At 66.4% G+C, this 13605-nt stretch carries 11 protein-coding genes; 8 read left to right on the forward strand and 3 right to left on the reverse strand.

All coding sequences use genetic code 11. From position 1 onward, the window contains the following. Positions 1-318 precede the first annotated feature (318 nt). From FDW83_RS06315 to FDW83_RS19390, 4 genes are all read left to right on the forward strand, one after another. Positions 319-1884: an NCS1 family nucleobase:cation symporter-1 gene (locus tag FDW83_RS06315; protein WP_138136780.1), complete on the forward strand. Its 1566-nt coding sequence runs from the start codon at positions 319-321 to the stop codon at positions 1882-1884. Between the two features lie 30 nt (positions 1885-1914). Continuing rightward, positions 1915-2658 carry an aspartate/glutamate racemase family protein gene (locus FDW83_RS06320; RefSeq protein WP_138136782.1) on the forward strand — a complete coding sequence of 248 codons (744 nt, stop codon included), beginning with the start codon at positions 1915-1917 and terminating at the stop codon, positions 2656-2658. 23 nt (positions 2659-2681) lie between these two features. Continuing rightward, positions 2682-3443: an SDR family oxidoreductase gene (locus tag FDW83_RS06325; RefSeq protein WP_138136784.1), complete on the forward strand. Its 762-nt coding sequence runs from the start codon at positions 2682-2684 to the stop codon at positions 3441-3443. A gap of 117 nt (positions 3444-3560) precedes the next feature. Beyond that, positions 3561-4589 carry a hypothetical protein gene (locus FDW83_RS19390; RefSeq protein WP_240720876.1) on the forward strand — a complete coding sequence of 343 codons (1029 nt, stop codon included), beginning with the start codon at positions 3561-3563 and terminating at the stop codon, positions 4587-4589. A 60-nt stretch (positions 4590-4649) separates the two neighbouring features. On the opposite strand, the gene FDW83_RS06335 is transcribed toward FDW83_RS19390, so the two are convergent. Then, the gene (locus tag FDW83_RS06335; RefSeq protein WP_138136786.1) at positions 4650-5027 is read right to left on the reverse strand and encodes a sterol carrier family protein; all 378 of its coding nucleotides are present in this window, start codon (positions 5025-5027) and stop codon (positions 4650-4652) included. 274 nt (positions 5028-5301) lie between these two features. Between FDW83_RS06335 and FDW83_RS06340 the strand changes: the two genes are divergently transcribed. From FDW83_RS06340 to FDW83_RS06355, 4 genes are all read left to right on the forward strand, one after another. Beyond that, positions 5302-6576: a glycosyltransferase gene (locus FDW83_RS06340; protein ID WP_138136788.1), complete on the forward strand. Its 1275-nt coding sequence runs from the start codon at positions 5302-5304 to the stop codon at positions 6574-6576. Further along, entirely contained in the window at positions 6573-8423 is a 1851-nt protein-coding gene (locus FDW83_RS06345) for a right-handed parallel beta-helix repeat-containing protein (RefSeq protein ID WP_138136790.1), read from the forward strand. Before FDW83_RS06340 ends, FDW83_RS06345 begins: the two co-directional genes overlap by 4 nt. Then, positions 8420-9499 carry a nitrous oxide reductase family maturation protein NosD gene (locus tag FDW83_RS06350; protein WP_240720877.1) on the forward strand — a complete coding sequence of 360 codons (1080 nt, stop codon included), beginning with the start codon at positions 8420-8422 and terminating at the stop codon, positions 9497-9499. Before FDW83_RS06345 ends, FDW83_RS06350 begins: the two co-directional genes overlap by 4 nt. 61 nt (positions 9500-9560) lie before the next feature. Next, the gene (locus FDW83_RS06355) at positions 9561-10961 is read left to right on the forward strand and encodes a UDP-glucose/GDP-mannose dehydrogenase family protein (RefSeq protein ID WP_138136792.1); all 1401 of its coding nucleotides are present in this window, start codon (positions 9561-9563) and stop codon (positions 10959-10961) included. 17 nt (positions 10962-10978) lie between these two features. Here the strand turns inward: FDW83_RS06355 and FDW83_RS06360 are convergent, their stop codons facing one another. Then, complete coding sequence (locus tag FDW83_RS06360; protein ID WP_138136794.1) at positions 10979-11995, reverse strand: asparaginase; 1017 nt, start codon at positions 11993-11995, stop codon at positions 10979-10981. A 37-nt stretch (positions 11996-12032) separates the two neighbouring features. Then, positions 12033-13598, reverse strand: a complete 1566-nt coding sequence (locus FDW83_RS06365) for a molybdopterin-dependent oxidoreductase (RefSeq protein WP_138136795.1) — start codon at positions 13596-13598, stop codon at positions 12033-12035. Positions 13599-13605: the final 7 nt, after the last annotated feature.

Genomic DNA, 13605 nt, shown 5'->3' on the forward strand with positions numbered 1-13605 from the left:
ACAGCCACGGGAGCCTCATTTCATCGTCGAATGGCCCATGTTTTCATATTGTGAGAAAACATTCTTGCTAGACGAGATTAGCGAGGCTTGTGCTGGAGGGTCAATACGCGCCCCGCGGCGGCGGCACTGCTCGCCCCCGGAAGGTTGCTACAAACCGATTGTGACCGCCCAGGCACCCCTTCTTCCTTGACCCGGGGTGATGCAGGTCATACTCTTATTTCACTATTCAATAGTTCGCTTCCGCGATGTGGAATAACAGCAACGGCGTCAGCCGCGCCGGCCTCACCACCGCGGCAGCCATCAGGAATTGAGATCCCTATGCAAACCCCTCCACCGGTGGGCGTTGACGCAGCAGACCTGACAGCGCCGTCAGTTGCCGCAACCCACCTTTCCGCCACCGTCGAGGACCTGTGCAAGGAAGCCAGCCTGGCGTCCGGCCAGCCCATCAGTCCCTCCCTCTACAACGCGGACCTTGCACCCACCAAGCGGGCGGGCCGCAACTGGTCCGGCTACAGCATCTTCACCCTCTGGGCCAATGACGTTCACAGCCTGGGCAACTACGCCTTCGCCATCGGCCTGTTCGCCCTCGGGCTGGGTGGATGGCAGATCCTCCTGGCACTTGGGATCGGGGCCGCCCTGCTGTTCGGCCTGCTCAACCTCTCCGGTTTCATGGGGGTCAAGACCGGCGTTCCCTTCCCCGTGATGAGCCGCATCAGCTTCGGCATCAGGGGCGCGCAGATAGCGGCCCTCCTCCGCGGGGCCGTGGCTGTCGCGTGGTTCGGCATCCAGACCTACCTTGCCTCCGTGGTCTTCCGCGTCATGCTCGTGGCCATGTTCCCGTCCCTGGCAGACCTTGACAAGGACTCGGTTTTGGGCCTGTCCACGCTGGGCTGGGTTGCATTCCTGATCCTGTGGGTGGTCCAGCTGGCCATTGTCAGCTTCGGCATGGAGATGATCCGCAAGTACGAGGCCTTCGCCGGCCCGGTCATCCTCGCCACGATGGCCGCAATCGCCGTCTGGATCTTCATCGAGGCGGGCGGTGCCATTGCCTGGACCTCGGACAAGGCCTTGGAAGGCCCCGAGATGTGGCTGACGATCTTCGCCGGCGGAGCACTCTGGGTCTCCATCTACGGCACCTTCGTCCTGAACTTCTGCGACTTCACCCGCGCCGCCGTCTCAAAGAAGGCTGTGGTCCGGGGCAACTTCTGGGGCATCCCCATCAACATGCTGGTCTTCGGCGCCATCGTGGTGGTCATGGCCGGCGGACAGTTCAAGATCAACGGCACCATCATCGAAAGCCCCTCGGACATCGTCCAGACCATCCCCAACACCCTCTTCCTGGTGCTGGCCTGCCTGGCCCTGTTGATCCTCACCATTGCCGTGAACCTCATGGCGAACTTCGTGGCTCCCGTGTATGCCCTGACCAACCTGTTCCCCAAGCGGCTTAACTTCCGCCGCGCCGCCGTCGTCAGCGCCGTCATCGGCCTGGTCATCCTGCCTTGGAACCTCTACAACAACCCGTTGGTCATCGTGTACTTCCTGGGCGGTCTTGGCGCCCTCCTTGGCCCCCTGTTCGGCGTCGTGATGGCGGATTACTGGCTGATCCGCCGGGGCAAGGTCAACGTGCCCGAGCTGTACACGGCATCGCCGGACGGAGCCTACTTCTACCGGAACGGCGTCAATCCGCGGGCGATCACCGCCATGGTGCCTGCCGCCGTCGTCGCCCTTCTCATCGCCTTCGTCCCGGCACTGGCTTCGGCAGCACCCTTCGCCTGGTTCTTTGCGGCAGGCATCGCGGCGGCCGTGTACTACTTCGTCGCCGACCGCAACCAGAAGCTGGAAGACCGCGACGGCGAGGCCATCGCCGTCGCGAGCAAGCACTGACAGCGCCCCAAACCCGCAAAAGGACCCAGCATGCGCATCCTCGTAGCAAACGTGAACACCACCGCATCCATGACGGACTCCATCGCCGTCTCCGCACGCGCCGTCGCCGCACCCGGCACCGAGATCGTCGGACTGACCCCGCGCTTCGGCGCCGACTCCTGCGAGGGGAACTTCGAAAGCTACCTCGCAGCGATCGCCGTCATGGATGCCGTCACCTCCTATCCCGAACCATTCGACGCCGTCATCCAGGCCGGCTACGGCGAGCACGGGCGGGAAGGCCTGCAGGAACTGCTGGACGTGCCGGTGGTGGACATTACCGAGGCCGCCGCCAGCACCGCCATGTTCCTAGGCCACAAATATTCCGTGGTCACCACGCTGGACCGCACCGTCCCGCTGATCGAGGACCGGCTCAAGCTCGCGGGGCTCGAGGCCCGGTGCGCATCGGTGCGGGCCAGCGGCATGGCGGTCCTGGAGCTTGAAGAGGAACCGGAGCGCGCCGTGGAAGCGATCATCAGCCAGGCGATGGCCGCGGTCAGCCAGGACAAGGCGGAGGTGATTGTGCTCGGCTGCGGCGGCATGGCGGGCCTGGACGAGCAGATCCGGCAGCGCGCCGGTGTCCCCGTGGTGGACGGCGTGGCGTCCGCCGTAACAATTGCCGAGTCGCTGGTCCGGATGGGGCTGTCCACTTCCAAGGTACGGACCTACGCCGCGCCGCGGCCCAAGACCGTCGTAGGCTGGCCGCTGAACAAGCAGGCCGTCCCGGCACCGCTCTAGCAGGACATCTTCAGGAGAACAGCGTGCAGAATCCCACCCCCACCGGACGCGTCGCCGTTGTTACCGGGGCAGGCTCCGGCATCGGGCGGGAGGTGGCGCGGCAGATGCTGGCCGCCGGCTACCGCGTTGCGCTGGCCGGGCGCCGCGAAGCGCAACTGAAGGAGACCGCGGACAACCACCCGGAAGCGCTGGTGGTGCCGTGCGACGTTACCCGGCCCGACGACGTCGAGCGCCTTTTCGAGGCCGCCCGGCAGCGCTGGGGCCGGGTGGACGTGCTGTTCAACAACGCTGGAGTGTTCGGTCCGGCCGCCAGCGTGGACGAAATCAGCGTGGACGACTGGAACAACACGCTCGCGGTGAACCTCACGGGCTCCATGCTGTGTGCCGCCGCCGCCGTGCGGACCATGAAGGCGCAGGAGCCGCAGGGCGGGCGGATCATCAACAACGGCTCCATTTCCGCGCATTCGCCGCGGCCGCGCACCGTGGCCTACACCGTGACCAAGCACGCCATGACTGGCCTGACTAAAAGCATCGAGCTGGATGGCCGCGGCTTCGGGATCACCTGCGGCCAGATCGACATCGGAAACACGGCCACGGAGATCATGGACACCATCGGCGTCGGTTCGGGAGCACTGCAGGCTGACGGCAGCCGGCGGGTGGAGCCGATGTTCCCGGTGGCCGACGCTGCGCGGGCGGTACTCATGATGGCGGACATGCCGCCCGCCGCAAGTGTGGGTTCCGTGGTGGTAACCGCGGCGGGCATGCCCTTCATCGGCCGCGGCTAACCTTGGAGTTTTTGTCCAGATATGCAGGGTTAAGTGGCCCGGAAGTCTGCATATCTGGACAAAAACTCCGGAGTGGAACAGCCGGGCTGTGGATAACCTCTATAAGGCCCAGTGACGGTGGCTGAATGGAGCATGAGCAGATTGCCGCCGCTGCCGGAACCGTTGGATGGCCGGCCCTTCGCCCTGACCGAGGCTGAAACAGCTGGACTGGGCAGGAGCCGCTTGAACGCCCGGGACCTGCACAGGCCAAGCAGGGGTGTCCGGGTTCCGAAGGCAGGTCACTCGGAGCTGGCGGCGCTGGTGCGGTCCCACACCCGACTGGATGCCGATATCTTCGCCAGCCTCATCACCGCCGCCCAGATTCTGGAAGTTCCTTTGCCACGCTGGGCGGAGTTCAGCCCCGACGGCGGCGGGCCGGTTACCGCCGTCACCGAACCTGTCCCGTGGGGCAAGAAGTCGGGTGTCCATTTCCGCGAACCCGGCAAGTTTCTGCACCTGTCCCGGCGAAATGGTGGGACGCTGCCGCGGCGCAAGGGTGTGGCGGGGCACCGACTGAAGGTCCGCGACGGCGACCTCCTGGAGATTGATGGGCTGCGGGTAACCTCGGTTGCCCGCACTTGGGTTGACCTTGGCTCCGTCCTGCCGATGGATGACCTCATTGTCGCCGGGGATGCCATCGTCAGTGAGCATGCCCGGACATTCGGGAAGCCAAAACTCCCCGTGGTGCCGCTGGCCGAGTTGCGGCGATTTGTGGACGGTGCCAACGGGATCCACGGCGTCCGCAAGGCGAGGGAGGCTTTGGAACAGCTGCGGGTGGGCGTTGACTCGCCGCCCGAAACGAAAGTCCGCCTGATGCTCGACGACGCGGGCCTTCCGGAGTTTGTTCCCGACTGCCGCGTGGACGATGCCGTGGGGAAGCCCGTATGGACGGATCTGGGTTGTATCCGTTTCCGGACCTGCGTGGAGTATGAAGGCCTGCACCACCTCCTGCCGGAGCAGCAGGCGCTTGATTCCTACCGGGACCAGCGTGTTGCTGAAGCGGGTTGGCGGCAGGTCAAGATCAACCGGATTGACATGGAACGCGGGCCGGAGTGGGTGGTTTCCAGGGTCGCGCAGACGCTCCGCAAGCAGGGCTGGCACCGCTGAGTTTTTGTCCAGATATGCAGAGTTCCGGGCCCCGGAAGCCTGCATATCTGGACAAAAACTTTAGAGGGGGAGGAGGGCGGAGAGATCCGCGCGCTGTCCTGACGCTGCGACCTTGCCGGCCGCGACAGCCTCCGCCCACGCCATCTGGCCCGTCACCATCCCAAGCCAGGTGGCGGCGTCGCACTCGATCACGTTCGGCGGGGTGCCGCGCGTGTGGCGGGGCCCCTCCACGCACTGCGTAACGCCGAACGGCGGCACGCGCACCTCCACCGAATTCCCCGGCGCCCGCGCTGTCACCTCCTCCAGCGAGTAGCGCACGGCGGTGGCGAGGACGGTGCGCGGCAAAGGAGCGTCCGACGGCGACCCGGCAGCCTGGCGCCAGGCCGCCAGTGCCGCTGCGCCTTCCTGAACGTTTATCCGACGGCGTGCTACGGGCATATTAACGAATTCTTTCCGGTGGATATTCTCAGTAATCGCGCCCGGGCGGGCGCGTAGTGGTGGCCGCAAAGACGGGTAGCCACGAAGGCAATTAGAGTACCGCGGACACTGGTGGAGCATATATCCGGTCGAGCATGCTCATTAACAAGGCTCAACGCAGAGCCGGCAGCAGAGCCCGTCCCTCATGAAACCGGGGCAGACAGGGCACACCATTCCGCCGGCCGCACAGCCCGGCATCTCCCTCACTGATTTCCCGCCCAGCGAAGGACTGCCCATGATTCCCCTTGCCCTCGACGATGCCCTCAACGGGCTCACCCAAAGCAGCCTCAGCGAACTGTACGCCGAGTTCTCGCCCTATTTTCCGCTCGCCATAGCCGGCATAATCGTCTGGGGCCTGTGGCTGTACCGCTTCATCCTCTCCCACCGGGCCCGGCCCATCGTGACGGACTACAAGGCTTCCACGTCCGTGATCGTGCCGTCATTCCACGAGGACCCGGACATCCTGATGAGCGCCCTGGAGTCCTGGCGGCAGCAGAAACCTGACGAAATCATCATTGTCCTGGACGTTGAGGACCTGGACGCCTACCAGCGGATCACCGCCCTTGGCGACGACTCGCTCCGCCCTGTCCTCTTCCACCACATGGGCAAGCGGTCCGCCCTGGGGGTGGGCATGCGGATGGCCCGGCACGAGATCCTGGTCCTCACCGACTCGGACACGTGGTGGCAGCCGGGCCTGCTGGCCAACGTCCAGATGCCCTTCGAGGATCCTTTGGTGGGAGCCGTCGGCACCCACCAGAACGTGTACCAGCGCGATACCAGCATCTGGCGCCGCATAGCGGACTGGCTGGTGAACGTCAGGTATCTGGACTACGTCCCGGCCATGGGCAGGGCAGGCGCGGTGCCATGCGTCTCAGGGCGGACCGCCGTCTATCGGCGCAGTGCCGTCATGGGAGTTATCGAGCATCTCGAGAACGAATACTTCATGGGCAAGCGCTGCATTTCCGGCGACGATGGCCGGCTCACCTGGCTGGTGCTGGCCTCCGGCTACAAAACCGTCCACCAGTCGTCCGCCCGGGCGCTGTCAATGTTCCCTTCCAGCTTCCGCGCCTTCATGAAACAGCGCATCCGCTGGAGCCGGAACTCGTACCGCTGCTACCTCACCGCCATCGCGAAGGGCTGGCTCTGGAAGGTCCCGTTCGTCACCAAGGTGACCGTCCTGCAGATCCTGCTAACCCCGGTCACCATGGGCCTCACGCTGGTGTACCTGGTCTTCCACCGCCTTGACCCCACACCGTTCGGGGTCGGTGCTGCCGTCTGCTGGCTCCTTCTGGGCCGCGGGATCCGCGGCGCCTCGCACCTCCGCCGGCACCCCAAGGACCTCCTGATCCTCCCGGTCCTTGCCGTGACCGTGATCCTGGTGGCCCTGCCCATCAAGATGTACGCCTTTGCCACCATGAACAAGCAGGGCTGGCTCACCCGGCACGCCCACCAGACGGGCGGCGACGGCCAGGACGCCGCCACCCTTACCCCGGGGGAGGTGGCGGCATGAGGGCCACCAGGGCCATCGCCGCCGCGTGCCTCACCGCGGTCCTGGGCACTGCGGGGTTCATTTACGCAGGCACCATCCAGGGCGGCTCCGCCGTGGACGCATCGGGCAGGAACGAGATCGCCGCCAACGGCAACGTGCAAGGTGTGCTCTACCCCGGCAATCCAGCCAGCGAGGCACGGCTGGTGAAGCAGGAGGATGAACGGCTCGTGTATGTCCGCACCGTCGCCTCCGCCGCCCGGTGGCGGGTGGAAGGTCTGGAAGGGCCATACCGGGTCCGGACAGGATCAAGTTACACGCTGGTGCTGCCCGCCCGGCCGGAGGCATACACCGTGGCAGACCTGTTGTCCCTGGCCCCCAACGCCTTCCGGGAGCAGCCGGACGGCGCCTACCTGCTCTCCGAAAGCGTTACGGTCCTGGCCGGTGCCACCCTGTCCCTGGCCTCGCCGGACCCTGCAAGGAAGCTCGACCTGCGCCTGGAAAGCGGAGCCCAAACCTTCGTGTCCCTCGTGGCCCTGGGCGGCTCACTCACGCTGGAGGGATCGGAAACAGCCCGCGTCAGCGTCAGCAGCTGGGACAGCACCAAGGGCGGCCCGGACAAGAACACGGTGGACGGACGGGCCTATGTGCGGGTCATCGGGGGCCACGCCGCTTTCTCCTTCTCCGACGTTTCCCACCTGGGCTTCTGGAGCGGGAACACGGGCGGCCTGTCACTGACCGGAACCGACGCAGTGGGCACCTTCAGCGACGAACAGCCGACGCCGGGAGAGACGGAGGCGGCCAGCGGCGGTGCACGGCTCCTGCCGGAGGCTGAACTTGCAGCCCTCACCCAGGAGTCGGCCCAGGATTACAGCCTGGTCACGGCAGGCATCGACAACCTGCGGGTCAGCAACAACGCGTTCGGGCTGTTCATCACCAACGCGCGGGACATCGTCATCAGGGATACCGTCATCTCCGGCAGCCTTGTGGACGGCCTGGTACTGCACCGCTTTGTATCGGACGCAACCGTTACAGGGACCGTGTCCTCGGACAACGCTGTGGACGGGTTCAGCGTGGGGCGCTCCACCGCGGGCGTCAGTTTCGAACGCATCCAGGCGAGGAACAACGGCCGGAACGGCATCTCGATGGACGCCAGGCCCCTGGCCGACGGTCCGAATGCCGTGGGAACCGCCGTCGACTCCTACGGGAGCAGCCAGATTTCCGCCGGTGCGTTCGAGCAGAACACCCGCTATGGCATTGAAGTCCTGGGCGGGACATCGGTGGCGGTCAGGGACAACCGGGTGACGGGCAACGATGTGGGGATCGTGGCGGCCGACGGTGCCAAGGGTGTGACCATCACCGGCAACAGGCTGCTGGACAATGCCCGCCAGTCAGTCGCGGTCCGCGACGGCGGTGCCACGGCCGAGGTCAGCGAAAACATCATCACCGGCGGCGACACCGGCATCTACGTCCGCGACGCAACCGCCAACGTCAATGCCAACATCCTCGAGCGGATCTCCAACCACGGCATCACCCTGCTGGGCACGGTTCCGAAAACCACGGTCGCCGGAAACACCCTGGCCGGCAACGGGTCCACCGCCATCTGGAGCGAGGCGTCAACAGGGGCCAGCCTGGGCGAAAACGATGTCCTGGCCTGGGCACCTGCCTACACCGTGGAAAGGGTGGTCAAGTCGGTGTTCCAGCCGCTCACCTTGATCTGGTTCGTGCTCGCCGCGCTGCTGCTGGTCACCGCCGTGGCCCGCGGCAAGGACCGACGCGGCGTCATCCGCAGTCCGTACGCAGACCACGTCCCGCTGACGTCCCTGGGCAGGGGAGTGGTGGCGTACGACGACGTGAGGCAGCCAAGGTGACCGGCCGCAGTGTCCGGCGGGGCACCTGGGCCGTGCCCGCCGTCGTGCTGATCGCCCTCCTGACAGGAGTTTTTGCCGTGGTGAGCCTCCAGGAAACTCCGCCCCAAGGCGGCCTGCCGCCGTCAGTTTCCCCCGGCACTTCTCCACAGGCCGCGCCACCGCCTGCCTCCAATGGCACCCCGGCCCCGGCACATTGCCCGCCTGCCGCCGTAACTGTGACGACGGCGGCGGAACTTACGGAAGCGCTGGCGGCGCCCGGCCCGGGAACCGTCATCATGCTGGCTGACGGGGTATACCAGGGGAACTTTACGGCCACGGGTGCCGGCACGCCGGAGCAACCCATCATCCTCTGCGGCGGAACGGGGGCCGTCCTGGACGGGGGCGGCAGCGAGGACGGCTATGTGCTCCACCTGGACCAGGCCTCCCACTGGGCGGTTCAGGGATTCACCATCCGGAACGGCCAGAAAGGCGTGATGGTGGACGAGGGAACACACATCCACCTCCAGGGCCTGACGGTGGAAAACACGGGGGACGAGGCAATCCACCTCCGCCGGTTCAGCTCCGACAACAAAGTCACCGGGAACACCATCCGCGGCGCCGGGCTGAGGAAACCCAAGTTCGGCGAAGGCATCTATATCGGCACCGCCGAAAGCAACTGGTGCGACGTGACCGCCTGCGAACCGGACAGGAGCGACCGCAACGAAATCCGCGGCAACACCGTCTCGGGGACCACTGCCGAGAGCGTCGATATCAAGGAGGGGACCTCGGACGGCATCCTGGCGGACAACACTTTCGACGGCTCCGCCATGACGGAAGCCGACTCCTGGGTGGACGTCAAAGGCAGGGGCTGGCGCATCGAAGGGAACACCGGAAGGAACTCCCCGCAGGACGGATTCCAGACGCACGAGATTGTTGACGGCTGGGGCACGGAGAACGTCTTCCACAACAACGTGGCGGAGGTCAACGGGCCCGGGCTCGGCTATTCACTCAAGCCCGCGCGCGACAACGTTGTCGATTGCAGCAACACAGCCTCGCAGGCTGGGCAGGGACTGTCCAACATCACCTGTACCAGCTAGGGGAAACGCCGGCCATCCGGCACATGCTCAATCCTCCATTTGAGACGGAAGCGAGAAACCAATGAACAACCTGCCTCCCTTCAGCGCGCCCAAAATCACTGTGGTCGGCACCGGCTACCTGGGCGCCACGCACGCGATCTGCATGGCCGTCATGGGCTTCGACGTCCTCGGATTCGATATCGATCGGCGCAAAATACAGCAGCTCTCCGCAGGCGAAGTGCCGTTCTACGAGCCGGGACTGCCGGAGAAACTGGACGAGGCGCTGGCGTCCGGCCGGCTGAGGTTCACCACGGACCTGGACGAGGTGGCGCAGTTCGGCGACGTGCACTTCATCTGTGTCGGTACACCGCAGGCGCCCAACTCCTCCGCGGCCAACCTGACGTTCGTTGACGAGGCCTTTGCCGGACTGGCCGCCCGGATCACCCGCAAGTCACTCCTGGTGGGGAAGTCCACGGTGCCGATCGGAACCGCGGGCCGTCTCGCAGGGATGGTGGCAGATATCTCACCGCTGGGGCCGGAGCTGGAGGTGGCATGGAATCCGGAGTTCCTCCGTGAGGGGTTCGCCGTGCAGGACACCCTGCATCCGGACCGCCTGGTGTTCGGCGTGGCGTCCGAGTGGTCCGAGGCCATGCTGCGCCTGGCGTTCGAACCGCTGCTGGCCGCCGGCACGCCGCTGATCGTGGCAGACATGCCGACGGCGGAGCTGGTCAAGGTGGCGGCCAACTCCTTCCTGGCCACCAAGATTTCCTTCATCAACGCGATGGCGGAGGTCTGCGAGGCGACCTCCGCGGACGTCAGCATGCTCGCACAGGCACTCAGCCTGGATGACCGGATCGGCGGCAGGTTCCTCAAGCCCGGCCTCGGCTTTGGGGGCGGCTGCCTGCCCAAGGACATCCGGGCGTTCAAGTACCGCGCAGAGCAGCTGGGGGTCGGCCAGGCGGTCAGCTTCCTTGGGGAAGTGGACTCCATCAACAACCGGCGGCGGGTCCGCACCGTTGACCTGGTGCGGGAACTGGCAGGCGGAGACCTGGCCGGGGTCCGGGTGGCGGCCCTGGGCGCCGCCTTCAAGCCAAACTCCGACGACGTCAGGGATGCTCCCGCGCTGGACGTGGCCCGCATGCTGTACCTCGAAGGCGCAGTGGTTACGGTGTACGACCCCGAGGCCAACGCCAACGCGCACCGGATCTACCCCGACCTCAACTACGTGGACTCGCTGGAGGCTGCGGTGGCCGGCGCCGACGTGGTTGCCCTGTTGACGGAGTGGGATGAGTTCCGGTCGGCAGACCCGGATGACCTGGGCACGCTGGTGCGGCACCGCCGGGTTGTCGATGGCAGGCATGCCCTTGATTCCAAACGGTACCTGGCCTGCGGCTGGGAATACCGTGCCCTGGGCAGGCCTTACCAGGCTGCGCCGGCACGGGCCGCCGCGGTTGCGCCGGACCTGCCCCGGCCAGCAGCCTGACGGGTTCCCATCCCGGTTTAGTCGAGGAGCGCGGAGACGGCGGGGCCCAGGCGGATCTTGCCCACCGGGCGGCCGCCGCCCATCACCGGGTCCACCACGCGTTCCAGGACGCCGGCCACGGCGGGGATATCAACGGCACCGGCGGCGGCAAGAAGCGTCAGGGCCACCAGCGAGGTGGCCCTGACGTTTCCGTCCAGGATCTTGATGGCCACGGAAACTCCCTGCGGAGTGGCAATGGCCAGGACGCCTTCCGCCCCGATCTTGGCGATGATTCCCAGTTCATCCATCACCATGGTGTTGGCCTCACCGATGCCCTGCACAGCCCACGGATAATCCAGCATGGACGTTGCTATGGTGGCTGCCCGGGCATTGGATGCCTGGTCCCCCGGGGCTTTCCCCAGCTGCGAGTAAGCCCTGGCAAGGCCCAGCAGTGAGATTGCGGCCACCGGGGCCCCGCAGCCGTCGATGCCCAAGTGGGCGATCTTTTCGCCCGTGTACTCCTCGATCACAGTGCGGACCCGCTGCTGCAGCGGATGGTTCGGCTCTAGGTAGCTGTGCGTGTCCCAGCCATTTTCCGTGCAGGCCCAGAGGAATGCAGCGTGTTTTCCGGAACAGTTGAACGCCAGCCTGGACGGGCCTCTTTCTGACCGCACCAGCCAGTTCCGGGCCGTCTCGTCCTGCGGCCATGCCTCCGGGCACTGGAGCTGGTCCTCGCGGACACCCGCTGCCTTGAGCATTCCGGACACCACGTCCATGTGGTCCAGCGAGCCGGTGTGGCTGCCGCAGGCAACGGCAACCTGGGCTCCCCGCAGCGGAACGCCGGACTGCATTGCGGCCAATGCCTGGAACGGCTTAAGCGCTGACCTCGCATAGATGGGGGTGCGGATATCGCCGAGTTCGGTCACCACGGTTCCGTCTGCGGACAGCAGGACGGCCGAACCGATGTGCCGCGACTCAACAAAACCGCTGCGCTCGATGACAGCCAGTTCGACGGCGGAGTCCACGGTGAAGGTGGCGTGCGGATTGTGCGGCATGCTGCCCAGTCTAGGGGCCTCTGTACCCGGAACAGGGCTATTCCACGGTGACCATCACGGACTGCCAGCCAGAGGCACCGTCCGGGACCGGGTCCGCGCGCCGGTTCGTCTGCACCTCGCCGGTGCCGTCCGTGGCCCGGACTTTGATGTAGTGGGCACCGGGCGTGGCGTTCCATTCATAGGACCACTGGCGCCACGTGGCCCGCGACGCCTCGGCGGACAACTCGGCGGCAACCCAATCGCCGTCGTCGATCTGGATTTCCACCCCGGTGATCCCGCGCGTCTGTGCCCAGGCGGTGCCGCCCACCGCCACTTGCCCGGCGGGCACCTTTGCGAAGGACTTGGGCACGTCCACGCGGGCCATGGTCTTGATGGGGCCGCGCTCGGACCAGCCCCGTTCCGTCCAGTACGCCTTCCTGTCCGCGAAGCGGGTCACCTCCAGGTCCACCACCCACTTGGTGGCCGAGACGAAACCGTACAAACCGGGAACCACCATCCGTACGGGGTAGCCGTGCTCCAGCGGAAGGGGCTCGCCGTTCATGCCGATGGCCAGCAGGGCGTCCCGGCCGTCCTGCAGCACTTCCAGCGGAGTGGAGGCGCTGAAACCGTCAATGGAGGTGGACAGCACCATATCGGCCCCGTCCTTGGGCCTCGCCCTGGCAAGCACGTCCCGGATGGGCAGGCCCAGCCACCTGGCATTGCCGGCCAGGTTTCCGCCCACCGGATTCGAGACGCAGGTGAGGGTCACGTGCGCTTCGGTCAGGCCGGCGTCGAGCAGATCCTGAAAGGTGAGCCGAACCTCTTCCTCCACCAGGCCGTGGACGCGGAGCTCCCACTCGTCCGCGCTGACTTCCGGCACGCTCAGCGCGGTGTCGATGCGGTAGAAATCGCTGTTGGGGGTAAGCCACGGCGTCATTCCCGGCACCGGTGACTGCACTCCGGCGGGCACGGCCGGGGCGGCCATCGCCGGGGACGGCAACTGCAGGGCCGCCCGGGCTTCGAGGACGTTGCGCCGGGCGGCGCCAAGCAGCCGGCCGCCTGTGGCCGCGATCCCCGCGGCGGCGGCAGTGATCCCGGCGGCAGCGAAGAACCGGCGCCGGCTGGCCGTCCGGGCATCCCGGGCCTGTCCGGCCGGTGAATCCGCCCCCGGCAGCGTGCGCAGCGGTGCCAGCAGCACCCGCAGAACCAGCAGGCCGGCAAACGTTCCGAGGACACTGGGCACGGCATCTGCCAGGCCCACGCCTGCCCGGGTCACCACGCTCGCAACAATCACGCTGCCCATGAACACAACGCCCAGGACGCCCAGCATCCACCGCCGGTACGCCAGCACGCCCAGGATGCAGGCGAGAACGGCAATGGTGAGGCCCATGCCGGCGAACAGTGCTGCCTTGTCGTTCGTGCCGAAGGTGGCAATCGCGAAATCCTTCAGCCACGGCGGCGTGAAGTCGATGAAGGTCGAGCCCAGCGCGTTCAGCGGCGTGGCCCGCGCGGTGAAGAATGCACCGGCAAGTTCGGCAACGGCCAGTACGACGGCGGCCGCCACCACACCTGCCAACGCCGCCAGTGCAGAGGTGCTATCCAGCTGGTTCCGAAGCTTCGCCATGACAGTT

The sequence above is a fragment of the Pseudarthrobacter sp. NamE2 genome (assembly GCF_005796205.1).
Taxonomy (GTDB): Bacteria; Actinomycetota; Actinomycetes; order Actinomycetales; family Micrococcaceae; genus Arthrobacter.